Raw genomic sequence first — 18,002 nt, forward strand, 5'->3', positions numbered from 1 at the left:
CTTTTTAGTTTCGTTTCAAAACTAAACCGACGGACCCACCCTTGTCAAAGTAATTTCGATTCGATACTTTCTGCCCATGATCGCTTTACCTATCCCCGCCGACCGTATCGCTGAATTGCTGATCCATGTGGGCCGTGCGTCCCGAACCGATGACGCACGAACCAACCTGACTGCGGCGCAATGGACCTGCCTGCGGTTCTTTTCGCGGTCCAATAGCAGCACGCGCACCCCGTCGGCCTTTGCCAGCTTTCATGCGACGACGCGGGGAACGGCATCGCAGATCATCAAGACGCTCGAGCAACGCGGCATGATCGCACGGCGTAAGTCGCCCACCGATGGACGCAGCGTCTATCTTGATCTGACCGATGCGGGGCGGGCCACGTTGGAGCAAGACCCCCTCAGCGATCTGATCGCCGTGCTCGACGCGCTGGGAGCTGCCGAACAGGACGCGTTCCTGTCCACATTGTCGCGGCTCGCATCATCGCTTGCCGACCGGCGCGGGGCTCCGACCTTTGGCAGTTGCCGCGACTGCACACATTTCACTTCGGTAGGCCAGAACAGCTACTGCGCCTGTATGGCGGCCGAGCTGGAACCCGATGAGATTGACAAACTGTGCGCCAGCCACAATAGCCCGAGCAAGGCAGCGGAATAGCGCAACCAAGAAGGAGACGGCAATGACACAGCAGGACGCGCAGGCGGGCGCTGACACCCCCCGCATGATCGCAGTCAGCAGCGGGAAAGGCGGCGTGGGCAAATCCACGGTGACCGCGAATGTCGCCGTTGCCCTTGCGCAAACTGGTTTGCGTGTCGGCATTGTCGATGCAGATATCTATGGCCCTTCGATCCCGGGTATGTTGGGCATCGCCTCGGATGGCCCCCCTCCGGTTTCGCCCGATGGCAAGGTGATCCCGTCCGAAGCGTTCGGCGTCAAAGTGATTTCCATGGCGATGCTGTCGAACGACGACAAGCCCGCGATCCTGCGGGGACCGATGGTCACGAAATACCTTCAGATGTTCGTCCGGCAGGTCGATTGGGGGCAACTCGATCTGTTGCTGCTGGATCTGCCCCCCGGAACCGGTGACATTCAGCTGACACTCGCGCAGGCCTTTCCACTAAGCGGGGCAGTCGTCGTCAGCACGCCACAGGATGTCAGCCTGAAGATCGCGCGCCGGGGGTTGCGGATGATGGAACAGGTGAACGTTCCCATCCTCGGGGTTATCGAAAACATGAGCGGGTTCACTTGCCCGTCCTGCAACACCGTCACCCACATTTTTCACCAGGGTGGCGGAGAACGGATTGCAGAGGAACTGGGCATTGCCTTTCTGGGCCGCGTTCCGCTGGATCCGGCGGTGGTCGATACCGGTGACGCGGGCACTCCGCTGGTGGCCGCGGCGCCCGACAGTCAGGCGGCAGCGGCGTACCGCGATGTCGCCGCATCGCTGATCCGGGATGCCGCACAGGTCGGTGGCATTGGGATCCCCTTTGCCTGGACGCTGACCGAAGGAACAGGAAAACCCGCCCCCGCCGCAGCGCAGCCCGGCGGCGCACCGGATCGCCTGGTTGCCCTTGATTACGGCGACACGGGCCTGTTGCTGAACTGGTCCGACGGTCTTGAGCAACGGCTGGGCCCGCGTGACCTGCGCCTGGCCTGCCCCTGTGCGCAGTGCCGCGAAGAAATGACCGGCAAAGCGTTGTTGATCCCCGATACCGTGCCGCTGGATATTGGCATCACACGTATCTGGAGCGTTGGGAACTACGCCTTGGGCCTGGCTTTCACCGACGGCCACGCGAGCGGGATTTTTACCTTTGAGTCGCTGCGCGAGATGACCGGCGCAGAGCTTGAAGATGTCTGACCCCGCGCCGCGCCGCATCCGGGCGCAGTCATCGCCGAGCGATGAAAACGTGTTGGGCTTTGTGCTCGATACCCCGCTACAGGTTGGGGCGGTCACAAAGTTCGACGCGCCTGACGGGGGAGCGCCCCTGACCAGCGCCCTGTTTGCGATCGACGGTGTGACCCGGATCGAAATCGCGGGCGCAACGATCTGGGTGCGCAAGACCGCCCAGAGCGATTGGGCCAGGCTCAAACCCGCCATTGCGGCCACGATCCGGCAAGTTCTGGATGCAACCGACAAACCGCTCGGAGCAACCGAGCCCGGATTTGACACTTCCCCTGACGCCAAACTCCTGCGCGCTGTCGAGGCCTTGCTTGAGCAACAGGTGAACCCGTCCGTTGCGGCCCATGGTGGGCATATTGCGGCTGAGCGTGTCACCGACGGCGCCGTCTATCTGCGCATGTCGGGCGGCTGTCAGGGCTGTGCCGCCTCCTCAGCGACGCTGCGCGAGGGGGTGGAGCGGATGCTGCGCGCCGCGCTTCCCGAAATCCGCGAGATTGTCGATGTCACCGATCATGAGGCCGGCAGCAATCCGTTCTATGCGCGCGCTGGCGGCGCCTCGCCCACGCTGGAGCGCCCGGTGCCTGCGGGTGTGATTGATTGGCAGGATGGGCAGATCATCGTCGATCCGGGCTATCTTGCGCCCCGGCTGGGGTTGACGGCGGATGTCCTGCGCGCGGGATTGCGCAACGGCGATGTGGTGGGTGTTACCGAAGCCGGGACCGGCGAGGATAACGGCAAGATGCGCATTGTTTTGCGCAGCCCCACGCGCGCCTGGGCCGCCGAACTGCACGCTGACGGCACTGCGCGAGAGATCCCGCCGCCCCGGCAAACCGAAACGGCCACCAAACAGGAAAGGGCGCTGGCAGACAGGGTGCGTGCGCATCTTCAGGCGCTGGACCCGGACGCCCCGCCCGTGACGTATGGCGCACTGGCGCGCGCGCTGGGTCTTTGGGCACCCGGTTCGGTTCGCAAAATCACCCGTGCGCTCGAAACCACGATGCAGCAAGACGCGCGCGCGAACCGGCCTTTCATCGCCGTGCGCGCCATCAGCCGATCGGGAACCGGTCTGCCGGGGGACGGGTTCTTCGAGCTTGCCCGCGCCCTGTCGCGCGGCCCACAGGAAGGTGAGAGCGATCGGATGTTTTTTGACAGGGAGACCCTACGCCTCGCCCAGCCCTCTCCGGAGGTTGGTGCAGACATGCCGAACCCTTCGATCGTCGCGGCAGAGGAGCTCCGCTGATCCAGCAAACCGGCTTTCCGGCCGACGTGCGCTGCCTGGAGCGGCCTCGGATCTCGACGCCCGCAGGGAGGGCCCTGTCTAGGGAATTCCGATCGTCTTTTGATCAGCTGAAGATATCGGCGCCGCCGCCGCGCACCAGGCATAGGCACAAACATGCCCGGCGGGACGCGTCGCGCCGCCCATCCCGAATCCGCTTCGGCCAACCGGGTCTGGGCCGTGGGTCTCGACCCGCCCCTTCATCGCGCTGGCCTCGCGCCCGCGACCCAGCCAGTGATGCGGGCCGTCCGTGCCATCCCATCCAATTCCGGCACAGGGTATTGTCGCTTTGCCGAGCTCTTGAGGACACCACCGAGCGCTGAGGGTCTTCGAGATGCGTCGCCCGATGCGGATCGTCATACTCACAGTGCAGCATCGGACATCGCAGCCGTCATCAAAGCACGGGTTGGGACAGAGTTGGAACCGGATGGACACGCCAATGATGCCGCCGGATCTGCGGGACAAGGCAGCAAGAAACGACAAACCGGTGGCTCAGCGCCTCGGGCTGTTTGCGGCTGACGCCGGTCTAACGCGCCGCTCGCTGCAAGAAATCGACCAGGGCCTGACGGTCCGATGCGCTGGGGATCCGCTGTTCGGGCATGCGGCTTCCGGGGGTATAGGCCGTTGGGCCAAACTCAAAAAGCTCTGCGACAGTCTCGGGCGTCCACACGATGTCCATCCCGCGCAGCGCGTCGGAGTAATCAAACCCTTCGGCCGTGCCGATCTTTCGCCCGAACACGCGGTAGAGCGTTGGCCCCGCGCGTTGTTCATCGTCTGGCGTGAGGGAATGACACACGGCACAGGCGCGGAACACCTCGGCTCCGCGCGGGTTGTTGAGGGTCGGGTGTGGCAGACCAGCGCCGCTGCCCAGTGCCGTACCATCGACCGTCCAGCGCCGGATCCATCCGTCATTTCCGCCTGTGAGAACTTCGTCCCCGCTCAGAACCAAGGCCCAGACCGCGCCCTGACCAGTGCTGAAATTCGCGCGTATCTCAAGCGTTTCTGGATCCAGCAGCCAGATCTGACCGGTCAGATCAGACACCGCAATAAGGTCATGATCCGCCGCGATGCCGAGAAGCGGCCGCGTCGTCAGCTCGACCTCTGTTGTCGGTGCCCCCGGCACGACGCGGCGCAAGAACCCATCCGCCCCCGCGATGAAAAGGGCCTGGCCATTCGTGGCCAGATCCGCAGGCGGGGCCGCAAGATCGACGACTGGGCCGGGCGTGCCATCCGCCCGCCACAGGCGCAGGCGCAGGTCCGCACCGACACTGGCCAGACCATCGCCAAAGGCCACCAGCCCGGTGATCTGCCCGTCATGACCGTCGAGATATCGACGCTCCGATGTTCCGTCCCAGAGGGCAATCTGCCCATCCCACGAGGCCGAGGCCAGCCCCCCGCGCCATGGCGCGAAATCGGCCACCGGCAGGTCATGCCATTTCTCAAAACTGAGCGGATTGACACCCGCACCCCAGATCGCCACATGGCCATCCTGCCCGCCGGATGCAAAACGGCCATCCGGAAGCGGCAAAACGGCTGTCACCGCCCCTGCATGCGCGCGGGTGACCTGTCGGGCCACGGTGCCCTCCCAGACGATCGCGCGAGTATCAAACGACCCGGAATAGATCGTCACGCCCTGCATTGCCAACGCGCGCACAGGCCCGCCATGGCCGCGCAGATCCTGCGCCACGGCTGTGGCGGCAATCAAAGCAACCGTGACGGACAGGGCAAGCCCCCGGATCATCGCGCTCATCGCGCGTAACGCCGAAGCGCCGGATCAGTAGTTGATCAGATTGTCGCCCGGTTTGTCGACACGTGCGCCTTCGGTGGTAAAGGCGGTATGCGCATCGGTCTGGAAGTTTCCGTTCAGCACGAAACCGGCCCCGATCGCGATAACGATCCCGATGGCCAGCGATGCGACGAATGCTTTCATGGGTTAGACTCCTAGTTGCGTTTTCTGTATATGATCCGGTTCTGCCCGAAGCGCGGACCAAAGCGCGCGGGCCATTCCGGTGTAGATCGTGCCAAGCCGACCCTCGGGGTCGCGCGCGACAATCGGCTGGCCGCTGTCGGAGGCGGCCCGCAGCTCCATCGTCAGCGGAATGGCCCCCAGATAGGGAACGCCCAGTCGCTGCGCCTCGGCCGCCGCACCTCCACTACCGAAGATCTCATGCTGTGCGCCGCAATCGGGGCAAATGAAATGGGCCATGTTCTCGATCACGCCAAGGATGGGTACGTCCACCTTGCGGAACATTGCAATACCGCGCCGCGCATCGATCAAAGCCAGGTCCTGGGGTGTCGATACGATGACAGCGCCAGACAGATCTGTGCCCTGCGCGATGGCGAGCTGCGCGTCCCCGGTTCCGGGCGGCATGTCGATGATCAGCACGTCGAGCGTGCCCCAGTCCACCTCGGCCAGCATCTGCGTAATGGCCGACATCACCATCGGACCACGCCAGACCATTGCCGTTTCGGCATCGACCATCAGCCCCATCGACATCGCAAAAAGACCGTGCGACTGCATCGGTTTCAGGCGCCTGTCTGATCCCACGCGCGGGCGACCATGCAGCCCCAGCAATGTCGGCAGCGAGGGCCCGTGAATATCGGCATCGAGAATGCCGACCTTCAGACCGAGCGCGCGCAGGCCCAACGCCAGATTGACCGATGTGGTGGATTTTCCAACCCCGCCCTTGCCGGATGCGACGGCTACCACATGAGTGACCCCGGCCAGCACAGGCGGTGGCGCGGGTTTTTTGTCCTGGATTTTCAGGTTCGGAGGCGAGGTCGAGGATTTTTCGGCAGTCAGGACGACAATCGCCCCGTCACATCCCGGAACGGCGCGCAGCGCGGCCTCCGCAGCGGCTCGGGTTTCAGCATAGGCTGCCGCTTCGTCCGGGGTAATGGAAATCGCCAGACTGATGCGGCCTCCGGCCTCAATCGGTCCGGACACGCGTGCCGACCCCAGCACCGGCGTGCCGTCGGGCAAGACCAGCCCGTCGAGCGCAGCGCGTGCCGCTGAAAGCCGGTCAGTGTCGTCCATCGGTCACGGATCTCAAATCTTGTGTTGCAGGTGCCGGATGCCCGGTCACCGGGGTAAGTATGGCCAGCACGGGTCTCCCCGGCCGGCCACGCTTGGGGTTTTCCGGCTCACTCTGCCGGGTGCGCTTTGGCGGATCCAGCCGATTTACCACCGGAGGATTGTACCTCATCGACCCAGAGTGAGTGGTGTTCCTTGGCCCAGTTCAGGTCAACCTCACCCGAGCCCATCGCATCGAATGCACCTTCCATACCGACCGAACCGATATAGATATGCGCCACGACGATGGCGGTCAGTATCGCGGCGACGACGCCATGGATCACCTGATACAGCTGCCAGCCCGCTTCGCCCCCGGCCAATCCGGGAAAGAGCAGCATCACACCGGTAAAGGACAGCGCCGCGCCCCCGCCGATAACGGACCAGAAGATCACCTTCTGCCCGGCATTGAACTTCTTCGCGGGAGGATGGACATCCTTAGAGAACAGACCGCCGCCCTGCTTGATCCAGACAAGGTCAAGCTTGTTGGGGATATTGTGCGCCACCCAAGAGACAAAGGCCAGAACCAGGCCCAGCATGAAGGCAAAGCCCATATAGTTATGCGCCAGCTTGCCCCAGGCCGACAGCGTGCCAAACACGTTCTCGCCAAAAAGCGGCAGGATGATCGAACGCCCGAAAATCAGGTTCAGACCGGTCAGCGCCAGTACGATAAAGGACCCGGCCATCAACCAGTGGGCAAACCGTTCAAAGGAGTTGAACCGGAGGATCCGCTGTGTTGACGGACCTGCATCAATGCGGATCTTGCCGCGCACCATGTAAAACAGCAGCAACACGGCAACGATCCCGACGACCGACAGGATGGTGACGATACGGACGGGACCGCCCAGGGTTGCGGCCCAATCCTTGTTACCCGGTTTGATCACCCCGGTCGACAGGCCGTCTGGGATGGTCACGCGGCCTTGGACCTGGGCGTCGCCGCTCAGCGCCTGCATCAGCGACTCTTCGGTCACCGATTCCGCCGTCGGGTTGATCTGCTGGGCCTCGGCGATCTGCGGCAGCGCAAAGGCCGCGAAGAGGCCAAGGCACAGCACCGCGAGGGCCCGTGATGTTATGGATGTCAGTGTCATCTTCATTTCCTTCCCCGTCAGACGTTGACGGTTTCGCCGTAGGCGCTGCGCCAGCCCCAGGCACCCGAGCCATAGCCCCGGGTCACCACGCGCTCGCGATAGATGTCGGCAATGATATCGCCATCACCGGCCAGCAAGGCTTTGGTCGAACACATCTCGGCACAAAGCGGCAGCTTGCCCTCGGCCAGACGGTTGGATCCGTATTTGACATACTCCGCTTCGGTCATGTCAGCCTCAGGACCACCGGCGCAGTAGGTGCATTTGTCCATCTTGCCACGGGTGCCGAAATTGCCGACCTTGGGATATTGCGGCGCGCCGAACGGGCACGCGTAAAAGCAATAGCCGCAGCCGATGCAGGTGTCCTTGGAGTGCAGCACGACCGCGTCGTCGGTCGTATAAAAGCAATCCACCGGGCACACCGCCGCGCAGGGCGCGTCGGTGCAGTGCATGCAAGCCATCGACACCGACCGCTCTCCGGGCAGACCGTCATTGATGGTCACCACCCGGCGGCGGTTGATGCCCCAGGGCACTTCGTGCTCGTTCTTGCACGCCGTGACACAGGCGTTGCATTCGATGCAGCGATCCGCGTCGCAAAGAAATTTCATTCTCGCCATTGTTGATTTTCCTCTCTTACGCCGCGGAAATCTGGCAAAGGGTCACTTTGCCTTCATGCATGCCGGTCACCGGATCATAGCCGTAGGTGGTCACCGTGTTGACGCTTTCACCCAACACGATCGGGTCTGTCCCTTCGGGATAGTTGCCCCGCTGGTCCTCGCCTTGGTACCAGCCTGCAAAGTGGAAGGGCATAAAGGCCACACCCGATGCGACACGCTCGGTCACCAGAGCCTTGACGCGGGCCTTGCTGTCCATTTCCGGACCGCGCACCCAAACCCAGCCGCCATCGGCGATGCCGCGCGCCTCGGCATCCGCCGGGTTGATCTCGACGAACATGTCCTGCTGAAGCTCGGCAAGCCACGGGTTCGACCGCGTCTCTTCGCCGCCGCCCTCGTATTCCACAAGACGCCCGGATGTGAGCACGATGGGGAAGTCGGACGCGATGTTCCGATCCACAGCAGAGGCCTGCATCGTGTGACCGATATTGGGCACACGGAACTGACGACCGTCTTCGCGGGTCGGATAGTCGGCGACCAGATCGGGACGCGGGCTGTAGATCGGCTCGCGGTGTACCGGGATCGGGTCGGGCAGGTTCCAGGCAACCGCCCGGGCCTTACCGTTGCCGAAGGGCACACAACCATGCGAGATCGCGACCCGCTGGATGCCACCCGAGAGATCAAGCGACCAGCTCACCTTGGCCATGGCTTCTGGATCGTTGTTACCGATCCGCTGAATGGTGGCCAATTCCTCTGCCGTCAGTTCGCTGTCCCAGCCCAGGCTTTGCAGCACGCCATAGGTGAACTGCGGATAGCCGTCGCGGATGTCGGAATCCACCGGGAAGCTGCCCTCGGCCAGAAGCGTCTGGCCCTCCCGCTCCAGTCCAAAGCGGGGGCGGAACGCGCTGCCGCCGTCTTTGACCGGGATGTTGGGATTATAGAGGATATGGGTGCCCGGGTGGCGCAGTTCGGGCGTGCCCCAGCAGGGCCATGGCAGACCGTAATAGTCGCCTTCGATCTCCTCGGGCGCGCCATCAAGCGTGCGCAGCGTCACCAGGTCGAACTTGTCCTGATGCTTCATATGCGCTTTCAGGCGCTCCGGAGACTGACCGGTATAGCCGGTGGACCAGCCGCCCCGGTTGATCTCTTCCAGGATCGATTCCGCCGTCGGCTCCATGCCGAACTTGCCCTCGACCATGTCGTAATTCTTGAACATCTCCTCGGCAAAACCCAAACGCTCGGCCAGGCGATAGATCACGGCATAGTCGTTGTCGCTCTCGAAGATCGGCTCGACGACCTTCTCGCCCCACTGAACCGACCGGTTCGAGGCTGTCCGGCTGCCATCGCATTCGAACTGGGTCGAGATCGGCAACAGATAGGTGTTGTCTGTCCGGTCATGCAGCGCGGCAAAGGTGGTGGGATGAGGGTCCGCGACAACCAACAGATCCAGCGCGTTCATACCCTCAAGCGCGCCGCCCATCCGAGGTACGGTGTTCCCGCCGTGACCAAAGACGATCATTGCCTTGATGTTGTCGATCTGGTCGACATCCTCTGCATCCAGCGTGGCCGCATCGAACCAGCGGGTCGACGGGATGCCCGGAACGCTCATGTTCTCCTTGGCGGTCCGCGCATCACGGCCACCTTTGGCAGGCACCGCGTCAAACCGCGCCTGGAGCGACTCGTAGGGCACCTCCCACACACGCGACCAGTGACGCCAGCCACCTTCGGACAGGCCGTAATAGCAAGGCAGAGATCCGATATCGAGGCCGAAATCCGTAGCACCCTGCACGTTGCAGTGGCCGCGGAAGATGTTCGCGCCGTTGCCGATATCGCCCACGTTGCCCGTGGCCAACAGCAGGTTGCAATAGGTCCGCACATTGGCCGTACCGACCGTGTGCTGTGTGCCGCCCATGCACCAGATAAAGGTCGACGGCTTCTGCGTGGCAAAGGTTTGCGCCACGCGCTTGAGCGTCTCGCCCGGAATACCGCTGATCCGCTCCACCTCTTCTGGGGGATAGGCTTTGACGGCTTCACGGATCTGATCCATGCCCCAGACGCGCTGGTCGATGAAATCGGCATCTTCCCAGCCGTTTTCAAAGATGTGCCACATGATGCCCCAGATCACCGCGATATCGGTGCCCGGACGCATGCGGATGTAATCGGTGGCGTGCGCCGCTGTCCGCGTAAAGCGCGGGTCGAGCACGATGACATTGGCGCGGTTGGTTTCCTTGCCGGTCAGAATATGCTGAAGCGACACCGGATGCGCCTCGGCCGCGTTCGAGCCCATGAAGACAATGGTCTTGGAATTGCGGATGTCATTATAGGAGTTCGTCATCGCGCCATAGCCCCAGGTGTTGGCAACACCTGCAACCGTGGTGGAGTGACAGATTCGCGCCTGGTGGTCGACGTTATTGGTGCCCCAGAAGGCCGCAAACTTGCGGAAGAGATACGCACCCTCGTTCGAGAACTTGGCCGAACCCAGAAGGTAAGCCGCGTCCGCGCCGCTTTTCTCGCGCACGTCCAGCATCTTGGCGCCGACCTCGTCGATCGCCTGCTCCCACGAGATACGAACCCACTGGCCGTTCTCTTTCTTCATCGGGTATTTCAGGCGACGGTCGCCATGCACCAGCTCCCGCACGGATGCGCCCTTGGCGCAATGGGTGCCGCGGTTGATCGGGCTATCCCATGCGGGTTCCTGACCGACCCAGACACCGTCCTGGACCTCGGCCTTGACCGTACAGCCGACCGAACAGTGGGTGCATATGTTAGTTTTGACCTCGATGGGCTTGCTGTGATCGGTGGGGCCAGCCTCGGCGCGGCGCATGGTGCCTGCACCAAGCGTGCCAACGGCGGCCAGGCCACCAACGGCCAGGCCCGAAGTGCGGAGAAACGACCGCCGGTCAACGGGGCGGGCCGCAACATTCTGAGCCAAGGCCTGAAGGCCGCCACGTGCGGCTGTGGAAGATCTGCGTTTGACAAGCATGGATCAGTCCTTCTTGTAGTAGCGGTTGGTACGATAGAACGCGAGGACATGCTCGGTTTCCTGATACCGCACCTTGGTGCGCTCATCCCCGACTTCCTCGGCAAAGGCCGGACGCGCGGACCCTGCCGCAACTGCGCCCACCGACGCGCCCGCCAGCGCACCGAAAAAGCCGCGGCGGCCTATCCCATTGGGTTTGTTTGCTTTGTCGCTCATCGCTTCCTCCTTGTTCGGTTTGGTGCCAGGGCGAATGGGCACCAAGATCTTTGGTTCTCAGGCTGGGCCAGCCGGGGCGACAGCCCCGCCGACCTCTTTGCGCGCCAACTCGAAGGCGCGGGTTTCGATATCGGTGAATGTGCGGCCGATCTCGGCCACCGCACGATAGAAATTCGCACTGGGTGAGACGGCGAGGTCGTCGAAGAACTGCGTCACCCAAGGCTGGAGGTGACGGGCGTAAAAGCCCGCCTCTCCCGCGGCGCCACATCCCAGCGGGGCGGCATCGAAGGTTCCTTGGGCAAGACCTGCCATGATCTCCGAAAAGCTGGCGATGTGGTCTTCCGGCTCATACCGTCCGGCTTCACGCTCTACGCCCATCAGGGCCAAATCGCGGCGCAGATCGGCCAGCGGTCGCTCGTTTAAAAATCCGGTGAGATAGAAGGAAGCGTACGGCAAGAGTTCGCCCCGGCCCACGCCGACGAAAAGCTCGAAAAACTCTTGCTCGACATCCTTTGCGTCGCTGTCGCGGGCGGTTCGGGCCAACACCTCATAGGCTTGGCCAAGGGCGGTTTCATCACCTTCAAGCTGCCCGAGGGCGTCGAGCATCTGCGCATCAGGCGCATGAGACAGAACCCGCGCAAGAAAGCTCCACTGCTGGGCCCTCAATGCGTTTTGTTCGTCTATCGCTGGCTCAGTCGCAACCGTGCTGGCGCTCTTCAAAGGACCTTACCTCCCCGTAGGTCAACTCTTACCGCAAATCGGATGGCGATCACAATCAGACAATCCGGAACTGCGACAATTCTTTAAGTATCCAAAATGCACATGTTTTAATCTGAACGCGAGGGTTAAATGCATTCTGGATACACTTTTTTAATCAGGTAGCGCTCCTCCATGCCGCTTTGACGGCAAAACCGGATCATCCTGAATACGCGCCTGGGCGCGCGCCTCTCTGGATTCGTCATCCTGTCGCGCGGAGGCGCCCGTGACCTCACCCGTGATCTCAACACTGCGGCGGGTCGGTGAGGGTGCCGGGGGCGGATCGTCTGGCACCGCATCCGCATCGGCAATGACACCGTCTTGCTGCGCATTGGTTCGCTCGGCAGAGGCGTCTGGATCGGGATCAGGGGGCTCGCCATCATCAGCCAACACCGCGTCGGCGCTCTCTGTATCGGGGCGTTTTTTGTTGGTCAGGTTGTCGACCATCTTGGAAACGTTGTCGCGGTTCACGATCTCCCCGGCCCCGGGCACGCCTTCGGGCGCATTCCAGTCCCAGGCATAGTCCACGGCCGGGTCATCGTGATCCCGGATCAAGCTGTTGGACAGCCACATCTTGCGCATCGCGGCATTGCGCAACCCTTCGGGCACGCCACGTTTCATGTATGCCTGGAGATCCGTCTTGTCGGTGATCTCATCCACGGGCGGCAGGGCGGCGACATAAGCCTCGTCAACCTCAGGCTCCAGAGCGGCAAGCGCCTCGGCCTCCTGCGCGGCCCGCTCCGCAGCCTCGGCTTCGGCGGCCTTTGCCTCGGCCTCTTCGCGCAGGGATGCGCGCTTGCGCCGGGACCACGCGCTGAAGAACCCTTCGCCGTCGCCGCGCTGCCCGTTACCGGCCATGCTAACCCCGCCCGCCGGGTCCGCGCCCGGAGCGGCCGCGGGTGTTTACCCATTTCTCGTCCGCCTGCAAAATCCGCGGCGCGCGCGGGTCCTCGGCTGATGTGGCCGGAACCCGCTTGCGTTTGTGAAACACCTGTTCGACGTGATGCGCGGTGATGAAGGCCTCCATCCGGGCCGCAAGCTGAGGCGGCAAAGGCACCGCCTCGACAATGCGCTCGGGGTCGCTGGCCAGCGCTTCGCCCTCATAGGGATCGACGGTGATCACCCGCACCACCCCGTCATCCACCGCCACCCAGATCGACGGTTGGCGGGCCTGAAGATTGTCGATGTAATGCCCGGTTTCGTTGGAGTGCAGCACGAGCGCGTGATCGCCCATATAGACCGTCTCGATCCCGTCGCGCTCCGACATCGGGGTGCCTTGAGCAATCTGCGGCAGGTCGGCCATCGCAGCAACAGGCCGCAACACGCGCGCGGCCCAGCGGTTTGTCGGCGGATAAGACGACCCCACCACGCCCAGCCGCACTACTTCCTTGGGCATCAGTGCCTCCCCACCGGTTCCGCCACGGGCAAGGCGGTGCCCGGGTGTGTCAACGGCAGTCCCATCACAAGGTTCTGCGGCTTGCATCGAATCACGTTGTCGTCGCCCATCCCCAGCAACAGATACACCGGGTGGCCCTGCGCACCAGGCTCCACCCCCTCGTCGCTGGCAAACTCCAGCGCGAAAATCCCCACAAGGCTGCCCTTTGGAACCGCCCCGTTCCAGAGCGCATTGCCAATCTCGGTGCCCACCGGGTCTAGGCCCACGAACCAGCGCAGATCGACATCGGGCGCTTCGGTCATCGCCGTCAGGGTCACCTTGCGACCCAGCAGATGGGCGATGAAGGCTTCGATCACCTGCCCCAGCGCTGCGCGCGCCTTTGGATCCCCGCCAAAGGGCAGCACCATCGAATGGGCATCCGACCGGCTCCAATAGGTCCAGCCATTGCTGTCGCCCAGCACATCGAGCGCCTCAACCCCGCCGCCCAGCATCGCCGCAAGGGGGGATGCGTCCTTTTCCGCCTCGATCTCGGCCACCAGCTCTTCATCGGCCAGCATCATGCTGCCATCGTTGAGATAGGCACGTTGGGTCCGGAAAAACAGCTCGGCCGCACGCAGGACACGGGTATCCTCGCACCCGTCCAGAGCGTTGCGCAGGATAAGCTGCACAAGCTGATTGTAAAACAGAACCGGCAGGACCGCGCCCTCACGCACCAACGCGAGATAGCCCGCCTCGATACTGCCTTCAGCCAGTAGCGTGTCGCGCAGACGCATGAGAAATCCCCAGTTTTCGCGCGCGTCGGCATCTTCCATGGCCGCAACCTCGGCCTCCGAAACCGTGGTCTGCGGCGCAGCCAACAGCTTTTCATGCAGCGCGCGTTCCGCCGCGCAGGCCTCGGGCGGCGGAACGATTTCGGGGCGGGCCAGCCAGGCCAGGATCAATTCATCCGTTGCCTGCATCCTGCCGCGATCATCCAACCGCGTCAGATGATGGCCGGACGCAACCCAGAACTCCCTCATGGCGTCTCCTCCCGCTGGCCCAATGCGGCCAGGTCAATCTCCATCCCACCCTCGTCCTCGTCGGTTTCGACGAAATGGAACGCCTTGTCATGGCCTTGCAGATAGCCTGCGGACAAGGCCGTCTCGTCGCGCGGTTTGAGCGTGCGGAACTGTTCGCGCATCCCGTCCTCGTCCATCTTCCGATGAAGCGCGATCAGCGTGCCTTCGTCATGACCCCGGCACAGCTCCTCGGTCAGCGCGATCTCTTCCTCGGCCGCGGGCAATGCCAGATCCAGGCTGGGCGCGCCCAGATGGGTCACAAGCTGGTGGGCCAGCGCCATCACCGCCTGGTCACGGTCGGAGCCGCGCGCCTCGGTCACCACCACAAGGGTCGACCATCCGAAACTGGCGATGCCCAGAAACCCGGATCGAAACGCGATCTGTTCCTTGCGGGCCATCGTATCCAGCGGCCGTCCGGCAAAGACGAATGTACCGGGCACCGACCATTCGCCGGGTTCTGCGGCAGGTGCAAAAATAACCCCGTCGGATTGATCCAGCCGGATGGTGCGCAAAAGCCGCGTCACAGACGCGGACCCTCAGCATCGCGCCAGTCGGCGTTTTCCAGACCTTGGGCAATAGGCTCGCTCTGCCCTCCCCGGATCAGTTCCCCCGCCTCGCCAATCGCACCGTCGTCGTTCAAGCGCCCGGCATACATGGCCGCAACGGAGGCAAAACCGCCATGGGTCCAGCGGTCGAAATTCAGCATCAGATGCGCCGCAAAGCTTTCCAGAATGGCCGCCGGATCCTCGAAATCCTCTTCGGCCAGCGAAACAGAGCCGGGATAGGCGCCCGACTGATCCAGATGGTTGCGGTCGGCAATCAGCTCGACCCCAAGCACCATCCACGCAGGCTCCTCCGCCTCGCCGGTCTGGGGGGCCACGGCCAGCCGCATGCCGCCAAGGCGGCCCGCATCCAGCACCAGCTCGGTCGGCCAGCCAAAGCGCACATCGCGTTCGGGCGGGCAATGCGCAGCAACCGCATCGGCCAGGGCGACCATCCCGATCAGCACGGCTTTGCGCGCCTCGGCCAGTGGCATGCCGGGCTCAAGCACCACGGCAAAATCGAACCGGCCCGGCGCCTCCCCGGAGCTGCTGTGATGCCAAACCAGCGTGCCGGCACCGTCCTCTGGCGCGCGTTTTCGTGCCTCGGCAAAAGCATCGCCCTTAGGCAGCCAATGCGCCGTATAGGGCGGTGGGAGAACAAGTCTACGGGGTGGTGGAGTGTTGTCCAACACGATAAGGGTCCTTGCATAGGCGGGTGATCTGAGGGAGTTTTACCGGATCTTTCCGGGACCTCAAGTCCCGTCCCCCAAAAGCCATCCAAAGGGAGTGACCAAGTTTCATGGCCAATAGCGACCGCAACCGGACCGTCCTGACCTGCACCTGCGAGGGGACCATGGCCCTGGACGAGGCCGCCCTGGACCGGGCCGGATGCGGCGGCGACCCATCGGCGCAACAACTGTGCCGGGCCAACCTGGACCGGTTCCGCACCGCCCTGTCCGACGGCCTGCCAGTCACCGTTACCTGCACGCAAGAAGCGCCGCTTTTCCGTGAGATCGGCGAGGCCGAAGCTCCGGACGTGCCTTTGACATTCGCCAATATCCGCGAAACCGCCGGGTGGACGGTCGAAGGGCAGGACAGCGCGCCCAAGATGGCCGCCCTGATCGCGGCGGCAGAGGTCGCTCCCGGGGGATTTTCCTATACCACGATGGAAAGTCAGGGCATCGCGCTGGTTATGGGCCGGGACGAGGTCGCGCTGAGCGCTGCCGCCGATCTGGCGGAAAGCCTGGACATTACCGTTCTGCTGACCCCGGGGGCCGAGGTCATGCCGCCACGCCAGACGGTGTATCCTGTGCTGCAAGGCCAGATCCGCAAGGCCGAAGGACATCTGGGCGCCTTCAGCCTGACCGTGGACAGCTATGCCGCGCCCGCACCGTCCTCGCGCCAGATGTTGCAGTTCGACGGCGCCCGCGACGGGGCGGTGTCCAAGGCCGATCTGGTGATCGACCTGACCGGCGGCACACCGCTGTTTTCCGCCGATACGCTGCGTCCGGGCTATTTCCGCGCCGATCCACGCGATCCGGTTGCCGTTGCCCGGCTGATCACCAAGGCTTCGCAGATGGTGGGCACCTTCGACAAGCCGATCTTCATCGACTTCACCGCCGATATCTGTGCCCATTCCCGCAATGCGATCACCGGCTGCACGCGCTGCCTGCCTCTGTGCCCGACCGGAGCGATCAAACCGAATGGCGACAGTGTGGTGATCGACCCCAACATCTGCGCAGGCTGTGGTCAATGCGCCGCCATCTGCCCGACCGGTGCGGCCTCGTACGCGCTGCCGGATGTGGCCACACTGGCCCACCAGCTGCGCGCGGGGCTGCGAGCCTGGCACGACGCGGGCGCGACCTTGGCGCCGGTGGTTCTGTTCCACGATGGTGATCACGGAGAGCCGCTGATAGATGCCTCCGCCCGGTTCGGCACAGGCCTGCCAGCGCATGTCATCCCCTTTGCCGTCAACGAGCTCTCACAGGTCGGACCAGAGGCAATGGCCGCCGCCCTGGCCTATGGCGCGGGGGCCGTGGCCCTTTTGGGGCGCAGCCGTCCCTTGCACGATCTGTCGGGGCTTGAAGGCAGCCTCACCCTTGTCAACGAGGTGGCCTCCGCCAGCGGCCACGGCCCCGCAACACTGATCGAAGCGGACGATCCCGATGCGCTGGAGGCAGCGCTGGCCAACCTGCCGCGCGGTCCGCGCCGCGCCAGCCCCGCGACATTCCTGCCACCGGATGACAAACGTGGCCTTCTGGTCATGGCCTTTGCCGAAATGAACCGCGCCGCTCCGCAACCGGCCCGGAGGATCCCGCTGACCGCGGGTGCGCCCTTCGGCGCGGTGGTTCTGGATACAGATGCCTGCACGCTCTGCATGGCCTGCACCGGCGCCTGCCCGGCGAACGCGCTGCTCGACAACCCCGAGGCGCCGATGCTGCGTTTTACCGAAACCGCCTGCGTACAATGCGGATTGTGCGAAGCGACCTGCCCCGAAGACGCGATCACACTCACCCCCCAGATCGACTTTGACGCCTGGGACACGCCACGGCGCATCCTGAACGAGGAAGAGCCCTTCTGCTGTACCGCCTGCGGCAAACCCTTTGCCACGGCCACAGGGATCGAGCGTATCCAGAAACGGCTTGCCGATCACTGGATGTTCGTTGGCGAGGATGGAGAGAAGCGGCTGAAAGTGCTGGAAATGTGCGAGGATTGCCGTGTCGAAGCGGTCGTCAACGAGGGCTTTGATCCGCACGCCGAAAACACCCGGCGCGTGCGCACCATCGAAGATCACATAGCCGCCGAAGATCGCGGCAAACTCAACTGACCCCGTCAAAGCGCAGGCGCATCGAGAGCGATCCGCGCCTCTGCCGAGCTTTGTGAACTCGCGCGGAGCAGACCGTCGGAAAACCCGGTCAATGGCGGTTGGATTGATCCAAGTGCCGGTGTTCAGAGGCCCCCCTTTCCCAGGCCGCCACCGGTCTGGCGATCGGAACTGACCGTGACAAGCAGCTCAGGTGACCCCAAAAATGACACGTCAAAGATGGGCTCCGGGCCAAATCAAGGACGCGACCGAATGGGTTTCACAACCATATGACCCCCTGCCCGACGGCA

Annotated in this window: 17 protein-coding genes; 4 read left to right on the forward strand and 13 right to left on the reverse strand. The window is 63.6% G+C overall.

The features are described 5' to 3' along the window. Positions 1 to 76 precede the first annotated feature (76 nt). Genes HEP69_RS15890 through HEP69_RS15900 form a run of 3 tightly spaced genes read left to right on the forward strand, consistent with a single transcriptional unit; the run spans position 77 to position 3,135 of the window. Positions 77 to 652 (forward strand): MarR family transcriptional regulator, encoded by a 576-nt coding sequence (locus HEP69_RS15890; protein ID WP_290559507.1) that lies wholly within the window; start codon positions 77 to 79, stop codon positions 650 to 652. Between the two features lie 22 nt (positions 653 to 674). Beyond that, positions 675 to 1,853 carry a P-loop NTPase gene (locus HEP69_RS15895; RefSeq protein ID WP_290559508.1) on the forward strand — a complete coding sequence of 393 codons (1,179 nt, stop codon included), beginning with the start codon at positions 675 to 677 and terminating at the stop codon, positions 1,851 to 1,853. Continuing rightward, on the forward strand, positions 1,846 to 3,135 hold the full coding sequence (locus HEP69_RS15900; protein WP_290559509.1) for a DUF6522 family protein: 1,290 nt from the start codon (positions 1,846 to 1,848) through the stop codon (positions 3,133 to 3,135). The genes HEP69_RS15895 and HEP69_RS15900 overlap by 8 nt, the downstream gene beginning before the upstream one ends. A 562-nt stretch (positions 3,136 to 3,697) precedes the next feature. Here HEP69_RS15900 and HEP69_RS15905 read toward each other — a convergent pair. The 13 genes from HEP69_RS15905 to HEP69_RS15965 form a co-directional block, all read right to left on the reverse strand. Then, positions 3,698 to 4,921, reverse strand: coding sequence for a c-type cytochrome (locus HEP69_RS15905; RefSeq protein ID WP_290559510.1), 1,224 nt, complete (start codon positions 4,919 to 4,921; stop codon positions 3,698 to 3,700). 24 nt (positions 4,922 to 4,945) lie between these two features. After that, positions 4,946 to 5,101 carry a hypothetical protein gene (locus tag HEP69_RS15910; RefSeq protein ID WP_290559511.1) on the reverse strand — a complete coding sequence of 52 codons (156 nt, stop codon included), beginning with the start codon at positions 5,099 to 5,101 and terminating at the stop codon, positions 4,946 to 4,948. 3 nt (positions 5,102 to 5,104) lie between these two features. Further along, on the reverse strand, positions 5,105 to 6,208 hold the full coding sequence (locus tag HEP69_RS15915; RefSeq protein WP_290559512.1) for an Mrp/NBP35 family ATP-binding protein: 1,104 nt from the start codon (positions 6,206 to 6,208) through the stop codon (positions 5,105 to 5,107). 107 nt (positions 6,209 to 6,315) lie between these two features. Next, entirely contained in the window at positions 6,316 to 7,329 is a 1,014-nt protein-coding gene (locus tag HEP69_RS15920) for a formate dehydrogenase subunit gamma (protein WP_290559513.1), read from the reverse strand. Positions 7,330 to 7,346: 17 nt separating this feature from the next. After that, positions 7,347 to 7,943 (reverse strand): formate dehydrogenase FDH3 subunit beta, encoded by a 597-nt coding sequence (gene fdh3B, locus HEP69_RS15925; RefSeq protein WP_290559514.1) that lies wholly within the window; start codon positions 7,941 to 7,943, stop codon positions 7,347 to 7,349. A 16-nt stretch (positions 7,944 to 7,959) separates the two neighbouring features. Beyond that, positions 7,960 to 10,923 (reverse strand): formate dehydrogenase subunit alpha, encoded by a 2,964-nt coding sequence (locus HEP69_RS15930; protein ID WP_290559515.1) that lies wholly within the window; start codon positions 10,921 to 10,923, stop codon positions 7,960 to 7,962. A gap of 3 nt (positions 10,924 to 10,926) precedes the next feature. Further along, positions 10,927 to 11,136: a hypothetical protein gene (locus HEP69_RS15935; RefSeq protein WP_290559516.1), complete on the reverse strand. Its 210-nt coding sequence runs from the start codon at positions 11,134 to 11,136 to the stop codon at positions 10,927 to 10,929. 57 nt (positions 11,137 to 11,193) lie between these two features. Continuing rightward, a complete protein-coding gene (locus HEP69_RS15940; protein WP_290559517.1) occupies positions 11,194 to 11,742 on the reverse strand; it encodes a molecular chaperone TorD family protein in 549 nt (182 codons plus the stop codon). A 264-nt stretch (positions 11,743 to 12,006) separates the two neighbouring features. After that, the gene (locus HEP69_RS15945) at positions 12,007 to 12,750 is read right to left on the reverse strand and encodes a DUF3306 domain-containing protein (RefSeq protein WP_290559518.1); all 744 of its coding nucleotides are present in this window, start codon (positions 12,748 to 12,750) and stop codon (positions 12,007 to 12,009) included. Between the two features lies 1 nt (position 12,751). Next, complete coding sequence (locus HEP69_RS15950) at positions 12,752 to 13,288, reverse strand: DUF3305 domain-containing protein (protein WP_290559519.1); 537 nt, start codon at positions 13,286 to 13,288, stop codon at positions 12,752 to 12,754. Continuing rightward, positions 13,288 to 14,307, reverse strand: coding sequence for a DUF6352 family protein (locus HEP69_RS15955; RefSeq protein WP_290559520.1), 1,020 nt, complete (start codon positions 14,305 to 14,307; stop codon positions 13,288 to 13,290). Before HEP69_RS15955 ends, HEP69_RS15950 begins: the two co-directional genes overlap by 1 nt. After that, positions 14,304 to 14,870, reverse strand: coding sequence for a DUF6505 family protein (locus HEP69_RS15960; protein ID WP_290559521.1), 567 nt, complete (start codon positions 14,868 to 14,870; stop codon positions 14,304 to 14,306). The genes HEP69_RS15955 and HEP69_RS15960 overlap by 4 nt, the downstream gene beginning before the upstream one ends. Beyond that, entirely contained in the window at positions 14,867 to 15,580 is a 714-nt protein-coding gene (locus HEP69_RS15965; RefSeq protein ID WP_290559522.1) for a biotin/lipoate--protein ligase family protein, read from the reverse strand. The genes HEP69_RS15960 and HEP69_RS15965 overlap by 4 nt, the downstream gene beginning before the upstream one ends. Positions 15,581 to 15,687: 107 nt before the next feature. On the opposite strand from HEP69_RS15965, the gene HEP69_RS15970 reads away from it, so the two are divergent. After that, positions 15,688 to 17,715: a 4Fe-4S binding protein gene (locus HEP69_RS15970; protein ID WP_290559523.1), complete on the forward strand. Its 2,028-nt coding sequence runs from the start codon at positions 15,688 to 15,690 to the stop codon at positions 17,713 to 17,715. The last annotated feature ends 287 nt before the right edge of the window (positions 17,716 to 18,002 follow it).

Origin of the sequence: Aestuariivita sp. (genome assembly GCF_021404545.1) — a bacterium.
GTDB lineage: Bacteria > Pseudomonadota > Alphaproteobacteria > Rhodobacterales > Rhodobacteraceae > Aestuariivita.

Excerpts from the sequence above, each read along its gene's own strand:
- HEP69_RS15890 (WP_290559507.1), top strand. The coding sequence starts at position 77 with ATGATCGCTTTACCTATCCCCGCCGACCGTATCGCTGAATTGCTGATC.
- HEP69_RS15895 (WP_290559508.1), top strand. The coding sequence starts at position 675 with ATGACACAGCAGGACGCGCAGGCGGGCGCTGACACCCCCCGCATGATC.
- HEP69_RS15900 (WP_290559509.1), top strand. The coding sequence starts at position 1,846 with ATGTCTGACCCCGCGCCGCGCCGCATCCGGGCGCAGTCATCGCCGAGC.
- HEP69_RS15905 (WP_290559510.1), bottom strand. The coding sequence starts at position 4,921 with ATGAGCGCGATGATCCGGGGGCTTGCCCTGTCCGTCACGGTTGCTTTG.
- HEP69_RS15910 (WP_290559511.1), bottom strand. The coding sequence starts at position 5,101 with ATGAAAGCATTCGTCGCATCGCTGGCCATCGGGATCGTTATCGCGATC.
- HEP69_RS15915 (WP_290559512.1), bottom strand. The coding sequence starts at position 6,208 with ATGGACGACACTGACCGGCTTTCAGCGGCACGCGCTGCGCTCGACGGG.
- HEP69_RS15920 (WP_290559513.1), bottom strand. The coding sequence starts at position 7,329 with ATGACACTGACATCCATAACATCACGGGCCCTCGCGGTGCTGTGCCTT.
- fdh3B (WP_290559514.1), bottom strand. The coding sequence starts at position 7,943 with ATGGCGAGAATGAAATTTCTTTGCGACGCGGATCGCTGCATCGAATGC.
- HEP69_RS15930 (WP_290559515.1), bottom strand. The coding sequence starts at position 10,923 with ATGCTTGTCAAACGCAGATCTTCCACAGCCGCACGTGGCGGCCTTCAG.
- HEP69_RS15935 (WP_290559516.1), bottom strand. The coding sequence starts at position 11,136 with ATGAGCGACAAAGCAAACAAACCCAATGGGATAGGCCGCCGCGGCTTT.
- HEP69_RS15940 (WP_290559517.1), bottom strand. The coding sequence starts at position 11,742 with ATGCTCGACGCCCTCGGGCAGCTTGAAGGTGATGAAACCGCCCTTGGC.
- HEP69_RS15945 (WP_290559518.1), bottom strand. The coding sequence starts at position 12,750 with ATGGCCGGTAACGGGCAGCGCGGCGACGGCGAAGGGTTCTTCAGCGCG.
- HEP69_RS15950 (WP_290559519.1), bottom strand. The coding sequence starts at position 13,288 with ATGCCCAAGGAAGTAGTGCGGCTGGGCGTGGTGGGGTCGTCTTATCCG.
- HEP69_RS15955 (WP_290559520.1), bottom strand. The coding sequence starts at position 14,307 with ATGAGGGAGTTCTGGGTTGCGTCCGGCCATCATCTGACGCGGTTGGAT.
- HEP69_RS15970 (WP_290559523.1), top strand. The coding sequence starts at position 15,688 with ATGGCCAATAGCGACCGCAACCGGACCGTCCTGACCTGCACCTGCGAG.